Below are 15,390 nucleotides of genomic sequence, written 5' to 3'. Positions count from 1 at the left end.
ACCTGTGGCCGGCGTGCGTCACGTTCCCCCGAGGCTCGGTTTGGCGAGGGCTCGCTCCGGCGCGTTCGCGGTCGCGCCGCGGTACCAGTGCTCCAGCGTCAGCACGTGCCACAGGTGCTTGGAGCGGTCCTGCTGGCCGGCGGCGTCCTCGTCGACGAGGCGCTGCAGGGCCTCCCGTCGCAGCAGGCCCGACCGCACCAGCAGGCCCTCGTTGACGACCTCGCGCACCAGCGGGGCGAGGTCGCGGCTCATCCAGGCCCGCAGCGGCGCGCTGAACAGGCCCTTGGGCCGGTAGACGATCTCCTTCGGCAGGATCGACCTGGCGGCCTCCTTGAGCGCCGCCTTCCCCTGCCGGCCGGCGATCTTGGCCTTGCCCGGGATGCGGAACGCGGCCTTGACCACCTCGACGTCCACGAACGGCACCCGCACCTCGGTGGACGCGGCCATGCTCGAGCGGTCGGTGTAGGCGAGGTTGAGCCCGGGCAGGAACAACCGCGCGTCGGCCAGGCACATCCGGTTCACGTGGTCGGCCAGGGCGTTGTCGTTGTAGGTGTCCGCGTGCTCGGTCAGCACGTCGTCCACAGTGGACGCGAGGTCCGGGTTGACGAGGCTCAGCAGCTCGCCGCGGTCGTACATGGTGTAGCTGCGCCGGAACGCGGTCTCCTCGGGCAGCTCGGCGAAGGACAGGAACCGCTTGGCGAAGCGCACCGACCGGTAGCCGCGGCGCGCGGTGGCCACCGGCAGCCGGTCCACGACCGTCTCGAGTGGACGGCGCAGCAGGCCCGGCACCCGCTGGTAGCGCAGCGCCAGCAGGTTCGCGAGATGCTTGCGGTAGCCGGCGAACAGCTCGTCGGCACCCATCCCGGACAGCATCACCTTCACGCCGGCCTCGCGGGCCGCGGTGCAGATGAGGTAGGTGTTGATGGCCGCGGGGTCGCCGATCGGCTCGTCGAGGTGGTAGGTCATCTTCGGCAGCAGGTCCAGCACCCGCGGCGCGATCTCGATCTCGTGCAGGTCCACGCCGAACTTCTCGGCCACCACCCGGGCATAGCGCAGGTCGTCCGGCATCGCCTCGAACTTGGCGTCCTCGGCGCGGAAACCGATGGTGTAGGCGGAGATCCCGGGCTGGTAGCGGGCGGCGAGCGCGGTGAGGTAGCTGGAGTCGAGGCCGCCGGAGAGGAACGTGGCGACCGGGACGTCGGCGAGCAGGTGCTTGCGGGTCGACTCGGCGATCACCGCGTCGAGGTCCAGCGGCGGCAGGTGCTGCGCCTCCTCGGCGACCTTCTTGATGTCCCAGTAGGTGCCGCGCCGGCTGGTGCCGTCCGGGCGCAGCCGCAGCCACGTGCCCGGCGCCAGCTTCTCGGCCTCGCGGAACGCGCACCGCTGGTCGGGGACCCAGTAGTAGAGCAGCGACGCGACGAGCGCGCCGTCGTCGACCCGCAGCTGACCACCCAGCTCGGCGGCCAGCGCCTTGAGCTCGGAGGCGAACACGACGGACCCGCCGCGGCGCACGAGGAACAGCGGCTTGATGCCGAGCTGGTCGCGGACCAGGGTCAGCTCGCCGGTGCGCTCGTCGAACATGCCGAACGCGAACATGCCGCGCAGCCTCGGCAGGCTGTCGGTGCCCCAGCGCCGCCACGCCTCCAGCACGACCTCGGTGTCGGACGTGCCGCGGAACCGCACGCCGGCCGCCTCGAGCTCGGCGCGCAGCTCCGGGGCGTTGTAGAGCTCGCCGTTGTAGGTGATGGCGAGCCCGTCGGAGACCATCGGCTGGGCTCCGGTCTCCGACAGGTCGATGATCGACAGGCGTCTGTGTCCCAAGTGGACCTCGCCGCCCGTCGTGTGGCCGCCGGCCCGGTGCGTGTAGCGGCCGGACCCGTCCGGGCCGCGGTGCGCGAGCGTCTCGGTGAGCCGGTCGGTCAGCGGACCGCCGTCCGGCCAGAGATACGCGCCTGCGATGCCGCACATGAGTTTCCTTCGGCCCCTCTCAGCCCTTGTTCCTGCGGCGCAGGAGCTCTTCGACGTCCTCGGGCCGCACCGGCGCGAACCGCTTGGTGGGCAGGTCGTGCACCGACTGCTCGCCGGTGGTGCTCGTGCTGGTGTTGGCGACCGGCGTGGGCTCCGGGGCCGGTGTGCTCACGGCGGGGGCCGTCGTGGTGCCGTTCCGGGTGCCGTGCCCGTTCCTCAGGTGCGGCTGGACGGGCGCGAACCGCTTGGTGGGCAGGTCCGCGGTGCCGTTGGTGCCGTTGGTGTCGTCGGCCCGGGTGCCCACCGGCACCACCACCGGCACGACCACCGGCACGGCGTCGGGCACGAGGCTCGGCAGGGCGGGCGGCGGGGCGCTCGTCCCACTGGTGCCGTTGACGCTGGTCCCGTTGGCGCTGGTGCCGTTGACGCTGGTCCCGTTCGTCACCTGGCTGCCGTTGACCGCGGGCACGTGGCCCGCGCGGCCGCGCAGAGCGGTGTGGAGGCCGTCCCAGAGGGTGCCGTCGGAGCGGTCCCGGGGGTCGGGGTCGACCAGCACGACGCCGATGATCGGGATGCGGGCGTCGGCGAGCTGGCGGGCCACGGTGTGCAGCCACGCGGTGTTGGCGAACCCGGTGCGGACGACGAGCAGCGTCTCCCCGCCCAGGTGGGTGAGGTCGGTCCACGCGGTGCCCGGCGCGACCGAGCCGATGCCGACGCGGGCCTCGCCCGCGACGACCGGCGAGGTGTCGTCGGCGCCGATGATCCGGATGGGCCGGTCGGCCCGGCCGATGACCTCTTCCAGCCGGCGCCCGGGCAGGTCGTCGGCGACCACCCGGCCGGCCGGGTCCTCGACGATGACGACCTCGCGGTCGTTGGCCAGCTCGCTGGCGACGTCGAGGGTGAGCGCGGCGGCCATGCGCCTGGAGCCCAGCTCGAGCACCGACACCGAGCCGGTGCCGGCGCGGACCAGCCGCACGAGCGTCGCGGCCACCCGCCTGCGTTCCTGGACGACCTTCGAGCCGCGCCACAGCCTGGCGAGCCCGCGGTGCGGGACCGGCAGCTGTGCGACCACCGAGGCGCCGAGGTTCGTGGCGACGTCCGCGCGCATCACCGGCCGGTCCCGCACGACGCCGGTGACCATGGCGGTCGTGATGCCGGCGGCGAGCGCCAGGCCGAAGCCGATCGCGGCGTTGGTGGCGCCGGTCATGAGCAGCGAGCTCTTCACCGGCCGCGGCGCGTCGACGATCTGGGTGCCCGCCTTGACCCGCGGCGCGCCGATGCCGGCCTGCTCCGCGCGGTTGGTCAGGTCGGTGATCTTCGAGGTGAGCTCGGCCCGGCGGGCGTAGAGCGACTCGGTCTCGGTGGCGCTGACGCCGCCGTTGGGCGGCCCGTCGGGCACGCCGTCGCCGTCCTTGTCCTCGAGCGCCGCGGCGATCTTGGCGGCCGCGGTGTTGATCGCGGCGTTGACCTTGTTCAGCTCGTCCTGGGTCCGGCCGCGCTGGGTGATCAGCGCCTTGGCGTCGGCCGCGGCCGCGTCCTGGGTGCGCCGCACGTGGTCGTCGATGAACGCGTCGGCGAGGGCCTGGGCGCGCTTGACCGCGTCCTGCGTGCTCGTGCCCTTGACCTGGATCTCCATCATGTTGTTGGTGAGGCCGGTGCCCTCGTAGGACTTGAGGAAGTTCTCGGCGCTCTCGTGGACGCCGAGCTTCTTCAGCGCCTCACCCGCGATCCGGGTGGTGTGCAGCACGGCGACGTCGGTGCGCATGAGCGTGCCGGAGTCGGACGGCTGGTCGTTCTCGTGGACGACCATCAGCTGGGTGACCGCGGTCGGCGCGGGCGGCAGGAACACCGCCACCAGCCCGCCGGCGATCAGGCCGAGCAGGCCGAAGGAGAGCCACACGCGGCGCTTGCGGCGGACGGCCACCATGATCCGCGTGATGTCGAGCAGCGGCTCGGCCGACGCGGACCTCGGGACGGTCGTGGTCTTGTCGCTCACGGCATACCCGCCATCGCGTCGTCGGTGCTGGGCACCGCGGGAGAAGGCGGCGCGGCCGGCTTGGCCGGTGCCGGGCTGGACCGGTGCACGAGCACCGCCCCGAGCACCTGGTGCCCGGCGTCGGCGCAGGCCTGGCTCAGCCCGACGAGCTCCCACGCGGTCCGGGTGCCGGCGGAGGTCACCAGCACCACCCCGGTCACGTCGTCGACGTCGGGCACGGTCGGCATGGCGGGCGAGACCTCGACCAGCTCCAGGACCGTGCGGTGGCGTGGTGGCCGGGGGTCGAAGGTGGACCAGATCACCGGTCGCGGGCCGGCGAGGTCGAGCTGGGCGACGGCCTCGGCGAACGCGGGGACGTCGGTCACCACCTCGACCGGCTCGTTGACGCTGGCGGTGATCGCGAGCCGGGCGACACCGGCGATGGCCTCGGGGTCGTCGTCGGCGACGAGGACGATCGCGTGCGTCGGCGGGCCCGAGCCACGCCGCAGCCTGCTCGCGAGCCTTCGGTAGCGGGTGGTCTGGTCGCGCTCGCTCTCGGCCACCGGCAGCTGCTCGACGAGCCAGGGCTCGTCCTGCTGCAGGAGCCGGCGCAGCAGCACGCGCCAGCGCGGCCGGTGCTCGGTGCGGACCTCGACCCGGTGCTCGTGCGGCACGGTGACGGTGCCCAGCACCGCCGTGCCGAGCGCGGAGCCGACCTCGGCGTCGGTGTGCAGCCGCTTGTCCGAGCGGGCGGCGAAGAGGTGGCCGAACACGCCGATCAGGACGGCCAGCAGGGCGCCGCCGACCACGAGCTGGAGCAACGTCGGGGAGGCCTCGCCGGCCGGCCGCTCGGCCGGGCCCATCACGACCAGGCCAGTGCGGTTGGACGAGCTCTCCGACTCGTTGAGCGCGATCATCGCCTCGTTGAGCGAGCTGCGCACCGCCTCGAGCTGGGTGCGCGCCTGCACGCTCTCGACGCCGGTGCCGTTGGCGGCGCTGTGCAGCTGGGTGATCAGGTCGTTGGTCGCCTTGATCTGGTCGCGCAGGGCGTCCTGCTGCTCCTGCTGGACCTGCGCGGAGGCGCCCGCGGTGTCGTGCGCGAGCTGGGTGGAGAACGCCACGTACTCGTGGGCCATCCGGTCGGCGAGCTGCTGGGCCCGCTCGGGGGTGTCCGCGTCGGCGGTGATGGCGATGACGTTGCCGTCGGCCACCGCGGCGGTCACCGAGCTCTCCAGGTCAGCCCCGGTGCCGCCCCAGCGCAGCGCCTCGGCTGCGTTGTCGAGCACGACCGAGCTGGTCGCGACCCGAGCCTCGGTCTGCAGCTCGTCGGACTGCCTGCTGCCCTGGAGAAGGACGTTGGCGGAGGTCTCGTAGCCGGGCGAGAGCACGAGCGAGGCGCCGGCCCCGGCGACGGCGCCGAGGATCGCGAAGACCAGCAGTAAGCGCCATCGCCTACGGAAGACCTGTCCGACCATGGACAGCCGCACCGTGTCGTCGTTCACAGCGGGGGCCCCCTTTCGAGGTACGTCGGCCCGTGTCGACGCTTGACATGGGGTCGGTCCGCACGAATCCCGTCGCCGTGGAATCGGCTTCGGTTACAGAAACTCGGTGACTCTTAGTAAATTGCGAACGAGAACCTTCACACTCGGTCATTGAGTGCCGCTGCGTAGGCACGCAGTAACGCCGCGCTGGAGTGCGCCCACGAGAGCTCGCCCTCCACGCGTGCCTTGCCCAGCTCGCCCATCCGGGCCCGCTCGGCCGGATCGTCGAGCAACTGGGCGGTGAGCTTGGCGAACTCGGACACGTCGTTGGCCTGTGCGTAGAGCGCCGCGCCGGCGGCGGAGACCCGGGCCTCGCGCAGCTCGAAGGACACCATCGGCTTGCCCATCGCCATGTACTCCATGACCTTGTTCATGGTCGACACGTCGTTGAGCGGGTTCTTCGGGTCCGGCGAGAGGCACACGTCCGCGGTGGACAGGTAGCGCACCAGGTCCGCGTCCGGGATCCGGCCGGTGAACTCGACCTGGTCGGCCAGGCCCAGCTCGGCGGCCAGCACGACCATCTCGTCGAAGGTGTCGCCCGCGCCGACGAACACCGCGTGCCAGTCGGTGCGGCCCTGCTCGTCGCGGAGCGCGGCCAGCGAGCGCAGCGCGTAGTCCACGCCGTCCTGCGGGCCCATCACGCCGAGGTAGCAGAGCAGGTGTCGCTTGCCCCGCTTGAGCTCCGGCTCGGCCGGGACCTGCCGGAACCGCTCGACCGCGGGCGCGCTGCGGACGACGAACACCTTCTCCGGCGCCATGCCCCCACGCGTCAGCGCGACCTCGCGGTAGCTCTCGTTCGTGGAGATCACGACGTCGGCGGCGCGGTAGGTGGACCGCTCGAGCCGGCACACCGCGCGGTAGAGGAGGTCCTGGCCGCGGTCGAACCGGGACAGGTACAGCTCCGGCACGAGGTCGTGCTGGTCGAAGACGAACCGCGCGCCCTGCCGCTTGAGCCTGCGGGCCACGAGGAACAGCAGGTCCGGCGGGTTGCACGCGTGGACGACGTCGATCCGGCCGGCGTCCTTGACGATCCCGCGCGCCAGCCGGAAGGTGTGCCGGACCGCCGAGCCGTACTCCTTGAGGTAGCCGGCGGGGCCGCCGGTCGCCGCCCGCAGCGGGTAGCGGTGGATCCGCACCCCGTCGAGCTCGACGTACGGCTCGGTGTCCCGCTTAGTCCCTTGTGGACAGATGACGTGCACCTCCCACCCCGCGTCGCGCAGCGTGGTGGACTCCTGCCACACCCTGCGGTCGAACGGGACGGACAGGTTCTCGACGAGGATCAGCGCTCTACCAGGCAAGGCCCACGTACCCCGGCTCGGCCCGGCGCGCCTCGGCGTCGGGGATGCGGACGAGATCGACGACCTGCTTGGCACCGTCGTGTGGCAGCGCGGCCAGCAGGGCCGGGTCCTTGCAGCCGACCAGGATCACCTCGGCGTGCTCGAGGACCTCCTCGACCGAGGAGCTGAGCAGCGAGCCGAGGTGGGGCAGCTTGGCCTCGATGAACTCCCGGTTCGCGCCGAGCAGCCGGGACAGGCTCACGTTGGCGTCGTAGATGCGCAGGTCGTAGCCCTTGCCCAGGAGCCGCTCGGCGAGCTCGACCAGCGGGCTCTCGCGCAGGTCGTCGGTGCCGGGCTTGAACGACAGGCCGAACAGGCCAACTTTGCGCCTGCCGGTGCGGGCGACGAGCTCGAAGGCCCGGCGCAGGTGCTCCTCGTTGGAGGCCAGCACGTGGGACAGGATCGGCACCGACACGTCCGCCCGGTGTGCGGCGTGGACGAGGCCGCGCAGGTCCTTCGGCAGGCACGAACCGCCGAACGCGAACCCTGGCCGCAGGTAGGCGGGGCTGACGTTGAGCTTGCGGTCGGCGAGGAAGACGTCCATGACCTTGTGCGAGTCCAGGCCGAGCGCCGCGCAGATCGAGCCGAGCTCGTTGGCGAAGCCGACCTTCAGCGCGTGGAAGGAGTTGTCCGCGTACTTCGTGATCTCGGCGACCGGGATCGGCACCCGGAACACCTCGCCCGGCAGACCTTCGTACAGCGCCGCCACGACGTCGCCGCTCGCGGTGTCCAGCTCGCCGATGACGGTCTTGGGCGGCTCGAAGAAGTCCTTGACGCTCGTGCCCTCGCGAAGGAACTCGGGGTTCACCGCGACGCCGAAGTCGACGCCCGCGGTCTTTCCGGAGGACTTCTCCAGGATCGGCACGAGCAGCTCCAGGCAGGTGCCCGGAAGCATCGTGCTGCGGAAGACGATCGTGTGCCGGTGGCTCACGTCCGCGAGCGCGGTGCCGATCTCCTCGGCCACCCGCTCCAGGTAGGCGGTGGACAGGCTGCCGTTGGGCGCGGACGGGGTGCCCACGCAGATCAGCGACACCTCGGTGGCCGCGATGGCGGCGGCGACGTCGATGGTCGCGCGCAGCGCACCGCTGGCCACGACCTCGGCGGTCAGCTCGCCGATGCGCTCCTCGACCACCGGGGCGTTGCCGCCGGCGATGAGGTCGATCTTGGTCGGGTTGACGTCGACGCCGACGACCTCGTTGCCGCGGGCGGCGAGGCAGGCGGCCGACACGCACCCGACGTACCCGAGGCCAAAGACACTGATCTTCATGCGCTCACCGGTTTCCGGGCAGCACGAAACAGGCGTGATGTCACCACGCTGCATCCTCCGTCGGAGTGTGATCTCGGAACCTGAACCCCGGTCCCCGAACCGGACTGTCGTGCGGTGACATCCATTCCGCACCTGACTCGTTCAGTAGGTCGGCCGACCACCGCGAGCCGTTACGAGGAGTGGCCGGAAAGTTGACGGTCCCTCGTGAGGGCCGATCTGATGATCACTAACCGTGACCACGGCTGGGGCGTGGGGCGGTGCGTGTCAAGCCGCCATGTAGGTTTCGTCAGGACTTGCACGCACAGAGGGGAGTGCCCGGTGTTCGTACGACGGATCGGCGTGATCGGCACGGGTTATGTCGGGCTCACCACCGGCGCCTGTCTGGCCTCGCTCGGCCACCACGTGGTCTGCGCGGACGTGGACGCGGAGAAGGTCAAGCGGCTCTGCGAGGGTGAGGTCGACATCCTCGAGCCGGGGCTGGCCGAGCTGGTGCAGGAAGGCATCGCCGCCGGCCGCCTGTCGTTCGTGCTGGGCGCGTCGGCCGCGGTCGAGGGCTGCGAGGTCGTGTTCCTGTGCGTGCCGACCCCCATGGGCGTCGGCGGGGTGGCCGACCTGTCCGTGGTCGAGTCGGTCATCGAGGAGGTCGGCACGCTGCTGCCGGCCAACAGCGTCGTGGTCAACAAGTCGACCGTGCCGGTCGGCACCGCGCTGCGCACCGCCGAGCTGCTCGGCCGCGCGGACGTCGCGGTCGTGTCGAACCCCGAGTTCCTCCGCGAGGGCTCCGCGGTGCACGACTTCCTGAACCCGGACCGGATCGTCGTCGGCTGCGACCAGCAGGACGCGGCCGAGCGGGTGGCGGCGCTCTACGCCCGGCTGGGCGCGCCGACCGTGCTCACCGACGCGGCGAGCGCCGAGCTGGTCAAGTACGCGGCGAACTGCTTCCTCGCGATGAAGCTGTCCTACGTCAACGCGATCGCCGAGCTGTGCGACCGCCTCGGCGCGGACATCTCCGACGTCACCGAGGGCATGGGCTACGACAAGCGCATCGGCCAGGCGTTCCTCCAGCCGGGCCCGGGCTGGGGTGGCTCGTGCCTGCCGAAGGACACCTCGGCGATGCTGCAGCTGGCCGACGCGGCGGACTTCGAGTTCCGGCTGATCCGCGCCACCATCGACACGAACAACCGGCAGCGCCAGCGGATGGTCGAGAAGGTCCGCATGGCCGTGTCCGGCAAGCGCGGAGGCTCGCTGTCGAAGGTGAAGCTCGGCCTGCTGGGCCTGACGTTCAAGGCGGGCACCGACGACCTGCGTGACTCGCCCGCCCTCGCGGTGGCCGCGCTCCTGCGCCAGGCCGGTGCGACGCTGGTGGCCTACGACCCGGCGCTGCGCTCGGGCGAGGTCCGCGCGGACCTGGACGGCATCACCCTCGTCGACGACCCGTACGTCGCCGCGGAGGGGGTCGAGGCGCTGGTCGTGCTCACCGAGTGGCCGGACTTCCGGTCGCTGGACTGGACGAAGCTCGCCGACGTGGTCGGCCGCCCGATAGTGGTCGACACCCGCAACCTCCTCGACCCGGACGTGGTCCGCCGCGCCGGGTTCCAGTGGGAGGGCCTCGGCCGCCGCTGAGGCGCCCGGCTCGTGACCGAGCGCCCGCCGCGTTACCGCGACTACCTGGCCACGCCGGCGGGTGGTCCGGTGACACCCGGACCGGACCCGGGGTTTCGCGACTCGGTGGTGGTCATGCGGCTTCGCGACGGTTCGTGGCACGCGGTCTGGCAGGGCCGGTCGTCGGTACTGGCCGAGTTCGACGGGTCCGAGCAGGACGCGGTCGACTGGGCCCGCCGGCGCTCGCCGCGCTGCTGGGTGTACTCGGTCGCGCTGGACGACGTCGTGCCGCTCGAGCCGGAGGACCCCGCCTAAGGCCTGTCTCGTAGATCATCGGGTGAAGTCCTGCGCCGACCACCGGAACCTCAGGGGACCGTGACGGCACCCAGCCACCATCCACCTCGATACCCGCACCATTCGCCGGGACGCAACGCACACTGTCAATCCCGGGGAGGCGGACTAGTCGGTTGTGAAGTCGATGACGGCCAGGGCCTGGTCGTCGTGGGGTTTGGGGCGGGGCCAGCGGGTGCCGTGCGGGTCGGCCTCCTCCGCCTGGCGGACGGCGTCGAGCACGGCGTCGGCGCCGCGGTCGGTGGCCAGGGCGAGGACCGCGGACCAGTCGGGGAAGATCCGGTAGTCGTCGACCCCGCAGGACACGCCGTCGCTCGCCAGCAGGACCTGGCGGACCTCGGCCCGTGGCCAGCTGGCGCGGCGCGCCTCGTAGGCCGCGTCCGGGTCGGCCTCGGCCACCCAGAAGCCGCCGTCGGTGTTGCGCAGCCTGCCGACCGCGGTGGCCGACGTGCGCAGCGCGGCCAGGTGGTCGTCGCCGTAGCCCGCGCCGTCGCGCAGCCGTTCCCGGTAGCTGCCGGGGCGGGGCAGGCTCGCGATCCGGTCGTCGGCGAGCACCTGCGGGCCGTCGTCGGTGACCGCGACGATCGGGCTGTCCGCGAGCACCAGGCCCTCGACCGTGGACGCATTCCAGCGCAGCACGGCCACCGTGCTCGACGGCGAGTCGCCCGGCGTGAGCCCGGTCTCCCGCGCGAGCGCGCGGATGGACGCGGCGAGCAGGTCGGCGAGGTCGGCGTCCGGGTAGCCCGTGAGCCTGCCGGTGAGCTGGCCGGCCAGCCTGCTCGCGTACCAGCCGCCGCTCGGCAGCTCGGGTCGCAGCGACGTGGCGCCGTCCAGCAGCACGACGGCGTTCGGCAGCACCGCGACGACGTCCTCGCTCGGCCGGACCTTGCCGTCCAGCCCGACGCCCGCGCGCTCGGCGACCTCGACGGTCGGCATCAGGCCGCCGGCCGGTACTTGATCATGGTTCCCAGGGTACCCAGAGATCATGTCAACCTGGGTTGACATTTTTTCCAATGTCAACGTAGGTTGACAGCATGAGTGAGGCGACGCAGCTGGCGAGCGCGGCCGGCGACCGGGATCCGCGGGTGGGCCTGCGGGCGGTCACCGCCCTGCGCACGCTGCTCGAACGGCTGGAAGCGGTACAGGTCCGCAACGCGCGGGCGAAGGGCTGGTCGTGGCAGGAGATCGCGGCCGAGCTCGGCGTCAGCCGGCAGGCGGTGCACAAGAAGCACGGGAGGTCCTGACATGTTCGAACGGTTCACGACGACCACGCGGCTCGTGGTGGTCGACGCGGTGCGCGAGGCCCAGCGCGAGCGGGCGCCGCGGATCACCGACGAGCACCTGCTGCTCGCGCTCCTCGCGCACGGCCGTGCGGCCGGCCTCCTGGGGGCGGCTGGGCTCACCCGCGAGGTCCTGACCGGCGCGTTCGCCGCCGCCCGCCGCCGCGCCGGCCTCACCGACGCCGAGACCGAGGCGCTGCGCTCGCTCGGCATCGACGTCGACGCGGTGGTCGAGCGGATCGAGCAGGAGCACGGCGAGGGTGCGCTGGCGTCCCCGCGCGGCGACCGGCACGGGCGGATCCCGTTCGCGGGCAACGCGAAGGCGCTGCTCGCGAACACCCTCCAGCAGGCGAGGGAACGCCGCGACCGGCAGATCGGCGACGAGCACCTGCTGCTCGCCCTGGCCGCCGGCGCGGGGATCGCCGCCCAGGTGCTCGCCGCACACGGCCTGTCCTACGCCGAGGTCCGGGCCAAGCTCGCCGAAGCGAGCTAGCTACAGCGGGGTCGACAGGTAGGCGTCGGTGAGCCAGTCGCGGACCTGGTCGTCGACGTCGTCCGGGGTGTGCAGCTTGGTCTGGTGGTAGACGCGGCTGCCGGAGATGGTGATGCGGCGGGTGATCCGCGGGTCCGCGACCGAGCGGGACAGGTTGAACGACAGCACCTCCCACCGGGTCATCGGCCGGAGCTCGGCGAAGGTCCGCGACCGCTTGAAGAACAGGCCGACCGACACCGGCTCGAGGTGGACCGGGCCGAGCGTGGCCAGATGCGCCCACACCGCCTCGAAGATCGGCCGCTCGAACGGCGGCCCGGTGGCGAAGTAGTCCTCGAGCGGCATCGCGGGCGCGCACTCGTGTGACTGGTTGCGCCGTCCGAACCGCCGGTCGCACTCCGGGCACGTCCACACGGTCACCGCTCGATTGTGCCCCGCCAGGTCACCAGCGGCAGGAACGCCTGGGCGAGCGGGCCGATCGCTAGCGCGTAGACCACGGTGCCGATGCCGACGGTCCCGCCGAGCAGCCAGCCGGTGGCCAGCACGGTCACCTCGATCGCGGTCCGCACCACGCGGATGGACAGCCGGGTGCGGGCCGCGAAGCCGGTCATCAGGCCGTCGCGCGGGCCGGGGCCCAGGCGCACGCCGATGTAGGCGGCGGTGGCCAGGCCGTTGAGGACCACGCCGGCCACCATGAACCCGATCCGCACGGCCAGCGCCGAGGGCGGGCCGACCACCGCCAGCGTCAGGTCCACCGCCACCGCGATCACCAGGATGTTCGCCACCGTGCCGACGCCCGGCCGCTGCCGCAGCGGGATCCAGCACAGCAGCACCAGCAGGCCGACGAGCGCGGTCACCGTCCCGAACGTGAGCCCGGTCCGCCGCGACAGCGCCTCGTGCAGCACGTCCCACGGGTCCAGGCCCAGGCCGCCGCGGACCATCAGGCCCATGCTCGCGCCGTAGAGCACGAGGCCGCCGACGAGCTGCGGGAGCCGGCGCAGCGGGCGGGTCGTCACCGAAACCGTCTGTAGGTCAATCTTCGCCACGTGGCCATCCTCAGGCCGGAAGTGCTCGCACATCAATGACCAATCTGAAAGAATTGGTCACATGAGCGCCGTTGTCCCAGTGGGTGGACGGGTGAACGCCCGCAGATTGGCTCAGATGCTCGGCACGTGGCGGCGGCACGGCTCCCGGCACGGCGCCGCCGACCTCGCCGCGGGCATCCGGATGCTCGTGCTCGACGGCCGGCTGCCCGCCGGCACCGGCCTGCCGCCCGAGCGCGAGCTGGCCACCGCGCTGGACGTCAGCCGCACGATGGTGGCCTCGGCGTGGGAGCGGCTGCGCGCCGACGGCCTCGTGGCCAGCCGGCGCGGCGCCGGCTCCTGGACCGCGATGCCCCGCGGCGCCACGGGCGGCGGCGTCATCGCCGACGCCGACCCGCCGAGCGCGATCATCGACCTCGCCCGCGCGGTGCCGGCCGCGATCCCCGGGATGGCCGTGGCGGCCGAGGCCGTGCTGCCCCGGCTCGCCGGCGAGCTCGCCGGGCACGGTTACTACGAGCACGGCATGCCCGAGCTCCGCGCCCGCATCGCCGAGCGGTACACCGAGCGCGGCCTGCCCACGAGCCCCGACGAGGTGCTCGTGACCAACGGCGCGCACCACGGGTTCGCGTTGGCGTTGCGGCTGCTGGTCGGGCCGGGCGACCGGGTGCTGATCGAGCAGCCGACCTACCCCAACGCGATCGAGGCGGTCCGCGCCGCGCACGCCGTGCCGGTGCCGGTGGCGATGACCGACGGCGGCTGGGACCTCGACGGCGTCGAGGCCACCCTGCGCCAGGCCGGGCCGCGGCTCGCCTACCTGGTCGTCGACTTCCAGAACCCCACGGGCTTCCGGCTCGACGAGGCCGGCCGGGCCCGGCTCGGCAGCGCCCTGCGCCGGGCGAGGACGCCCGTTGTCGTGGACGAGACGCAGGTCGAGCTGGACTTCACCGGCGCCGCCGCGCCGCCGCCGCTCGGCGCGTTCGCCGGTGACCTGGTGCTCGCCACCGGCTCGGCCGGCAAGTCGCACTGGGGCGGGCTGCGGATCGGCTGGGTGCGCGCGGCCGCGGAGCTGGTCGACCGGCTCGTCGCGGCCCGGCGCGGGCTCGACCTCGGCTCGCCGGTGTTCGAGCAGCTCGTGTTCGCCGAGTTGCTGGGCGCACCGCCGGCGCACCTCGCCGACCGCCGCGCGCTGCTCGCCGCGCAGCGGGACGCGCTCGTCGACGCGGTGCGGGCCGAGTGCCCGGACTGGTCGTTCCGGGTGCCCGACGGCGGGCTGTCGCTGTGGTGCCGGCTGCCCGCGCCGGTGAGCACCCGGATCGCGGCGGTGGCCCAGAACTTCGGGGTGCGGGTGGCGCCCGGCTCGTTCTTCGCCCCGCACGGCGGGCTGGAGCGATGGCTGCGGTTGCCGTACACCCAACCGGCTGACGTGCTGCGGGAGGCGGCCCGCCGGCTGGCGCTCGCGGCTGCCTCGGTGGCTGAAAGTCGTGCCCCGATGGCGGACAACGGGTTGATTCCCGTCACGTGACTAGCGCCGCAGACGGTATACAGGGTAAAAAGCAGTGCGCTGGATGGCCTAGTCCAATGCGGCCATCCAGCGCACTGTTCGCCTCTGGATTGCTCGGCAGGGGCGGCCGGCACAGCCCCTCGTTGTGCCGACCGGTCGAGCTGCCAGAGGGGGAGCCCCGGCGCCGCGGGGGCATCGCGGCGCCGGGGCCAGGCCCCGACCTGACCGGGCGCGGTCGGCAGGTCGGGTGGCTCTGTTGTGTAGGTGTGGTCGTGATCGGTCTCGCGGCGGTGTGCCGGGACGCGATCGGGCCAGTGGGTTGGGCCGGGTGGCCTACGCGACTGGTGAGTCCGGGCGGATCAGGGCAGACGGGTCCAGCGGAGCCAGGTCGATCAATCGGGCGAGATGGCGGGCAGCCCGGCGACCCGGCCGGTGGCGTCCGCCGCGCGGCTGCGGGTGGTGAACCCTGCGGCCGACGGCCGGAGCGTGGCCTGCGCGGTGAGCATCCCGTGGGTGCCACGCGCGCCGCCGGAGTTGTCGTGTGCGGACGACACGGAGGTTCCGCCCGGCGCCACGGGGGCGGCGGGGGCCTTGACCGGCTGATCGGGGCCGGGCTTGTCGGCGTGCTCGGCGGTTCGGTCGGTGGCTCGGTCGGCGGCACTGCCGGGCCGGCTGGACGTGGTCCGCGGGGTCACGGCGCCCTCCGCCGCGCGCGGAGTGTGCTCCGGCGCGATGCCGATGGTCGCCGGTAATGCCGGGGTGGCCGGCGGGACGGCCGGGACCGGGACGACCCCGGTACGTGGGGTGCCGGTGACGTCGGCCGGCGCACCGAGGCCGGGCAGCAGGTCGGGCAGCAGGTCGGGCAGCGAGCCACCCATGGGCGGCAGGACGATCGGCGCCAGGAACGACGAGTGGTCGAGCACGGTGGCGGCGACGTTGACGACCACGTGGGTGAGCCCGTTGAGCGTGCTGGTGACGGTGCCGAGGAGGCCGCCGAGCAGCCCGCTCGACTGCGGCCCGGTCACCGGCTCCGGC

14 protein-coding genes are annotated in these 15,390 nt (G+C 72.9%); 5 read left to right on the top strand and 9 right to left on the bottom strand.

Annotated features, from left to right (window positions below; genetic code table 11):
- Positions 1-18: 18 nt before the first annotated feature.
- The 5 genes from asnB to VGD70_RS14700 form a co-directional block, all read right to left on the bottom strand.
- Positions 19-1,968 carry an asparagine synthase (glutamine-hydrolyzing) gene (gene asnB, locus VGD70_RS14720; protein WP_331082006.1) on the bottom strand — a complete coding sequence of 650 codons (1,950 nt, stop codon included), beginning with the start codon at positions 1,966-1,968 and terminating at the stop codon, positions 19-21.
- Between the two features lie 19 nt (positions 1,969-1,987).
- Entirely contained in the window at positions 1,988-3,964 is a 1,977-nt protein-coding gene (locus VGD70_RS14715) for a Wzz/FepE/Etk N-terminal domain-containing protein (protein WP_331082005.1), read from the bottom strand.
- Positions 3,961-5,445, bottom strand: a complete 1,485-nt coding sequence (locus tag VGD70_RS14710; protein WP_331082004.1) for an exopolysaccharide biosynthesis protein — start codon at positions 5,443-5,445, stop codon at positions 3,961-3,963. Before VGD70_RS14710 ends, VGD70_RS14715 begins: the two co-directional genes overlap by 4 nt.
- Positions 5,446-5,582: 137 nt before the next feature.
- Positions 5,583-6,782, bottom strand: coding sequence for a glycosyltransferase family 4 protein (locus tag VGD70_RS14705; RefSeq protein ID WP_331082003.1), 1,200 nt, complete (start codon positions 6,780-6,782; stop codon positions 5,583-5,585).
- Positions 6,772-8,088: a nucleotide sugar dehydrogenase gene (locus VGD70_RS14700; protein ID WP_331082002.1), complete on the bottom strand. Its 1,317-nt coding sequence runs from the start codon at positions 8,086-8,088 to the stop codon at positions 6,772-6,774. Before VGD70_RS14700 ends, VGD70_RS14705 begins: the two co-directional genes overlap by 11 nt.
- A 318-nt stretch (positions 8,089-8,406) precedes the next feature.
- Here VGD70_RS14700 and VGD70_RS14695 point away from each other — a divergent pair, with 318 nt between their 5' ends.
- The gene (locus VGD70_RS14695) at positions 8,407-9,711 is read left to right on the top strand and encodes a UDP-glucose/GDP-mannose dehydrogenase family protein (protein ID WP_331082001.1); all 1,305 of its coding nucleotides are present in this window, start codon (positions 8,407-8,409) and stop codon (positions 9,709-9,711) included.
- A 12-nt stretch (positions 9,712-9,723) separates the two neighbouring features.
- Complete coding sequence (locus VGD70_RS14690) at positions 9,724-10,005, top strand: hypothetical protein (RefSeq protein WP_331082000.1); 282 nt, start codon at positions 9,724-9,726, stop codon at positions 10,003-10,005.
- A gap of 144 nt (positions 10,006-10,149) precedes the next feature.
- Here VGD70_RS14690 and VGD70_RS14685 read toward each other — a convergent pair whose 3' ends face one another.
- Complete coding sequence (locus tag VGD70_RS14685; RefSeq protein WP_331081999.1) at positions 10,150-10,977, bottom strand: hypothetical protein; 828 nt, start codon at positions 10,975-10,977, stop codon at positions 10,150-10,152.
- 98 nt (positions 10,978-11,075) lie between these two features.
- On the opposite strand from VGD70_RS14685, the gene VGD70_RS14680 reads away from it, so the two are divergent.
- Together VGD70_RS14680 and VGD70_RS14675 are read left to right on the top strand one after the other, a co-directional pair.
- Positions 11,076-11,285 (top strand): helix-turn-helix domain-containing protein, encoded by a 210-nt coding sequence (locus VGD70_RS14680; RefSeq protein ID WP_331081998.1) that lies wholly within the window; start codon positions 11,076-11,078, stop codon positions 11,283-11,285.
- A 1-nt stretch (position 11,286) separates the two neighbouring features.
- Positions 11,287-11,814 carry a Clp protease N-terminal domain-containing protein gene (locus VGD70_RS14675; protein ID WP_331081997.1) on the top strand — a complete coding sequence of 176 codons (528 nt, stop codon included), beginning with the start codon at positions 11,287-11,289 and terminating at the stop codon, positions 11,812-11,814.
- Here the strand turns inward: VGD70_RS14675 and VGD70_RS14670 are convergent, their stop codons facing one another.
- Both VGD70_RS14670 and VGD70_RS14665 read right to left on the bottom strand, forming a co-directional pair.
- Positions 11,815-12,231: a DUF5655 domain-containing protein gene (locus VGD70_RS14670; protein WP_331081996.1), complete on the bottom strand. Its 417-nt coding sequence runs from the start codon at positions 12,229-12,231 to the stop codon at positions 11,815-11,817.
- The gene (locus tag VGD70_RS14665; RefSeq protein ID WP_414637967.1) at positions 12,228-12,857 is read right to left on the bottom strand and encodes a YczE/YyaS/YitT family protein; all 630 of its coding nucleotides are present in this window, start codon (positions 12,855-12,857) and stop codon (positions 12,228-12,230) included. The genes VGD70_RS14670 and VGD70_RS14665 overlap by 4 nt, the downstream gene beginning before the upstream one ends.
- Positions 12,858-12,918: 61 nt before the next feature.
- On the opposite strand from VGD70_RS14665, the gene VGD70_RS14660 reads away from it, so the two are divergent.
- Complete coding sequence (locus VGD70_RS14660; protein ID WP_331081995.1) at positions 12,919-14,376, top strand: PLP-dependent aminotransferase family protein; 1,458 nt, start codon at positions 12,919-12,921, stop codon at positions 14,374-14,376.
- A gap of 371 nt (positions 14,377-14,747) precedes the next feature.
- Here the strand turns inward: VGD70_RS14660 and VGD70_RS14655 are convergent.
- On the bottom strand, positions 14,748-15,390 hold a 643-nt coding region (locus VGD70_RS14655), incomplete at its 5' end, for a hypothetical protein (protein ID WP_414637966.1).

Origin of the sequence: Actinophytocola sp. (genome assembly GCF_036402745.1) — a bacterium.
Classification (GTDB): Bacteria; Actinomycetota; Actinomycetes; order Mycobacteriales; family Pseudonocardiaceae; genus Actinophytocola.
This window is presented reverse-complemented; position numbering and strand designations above follow the sequence as displayed.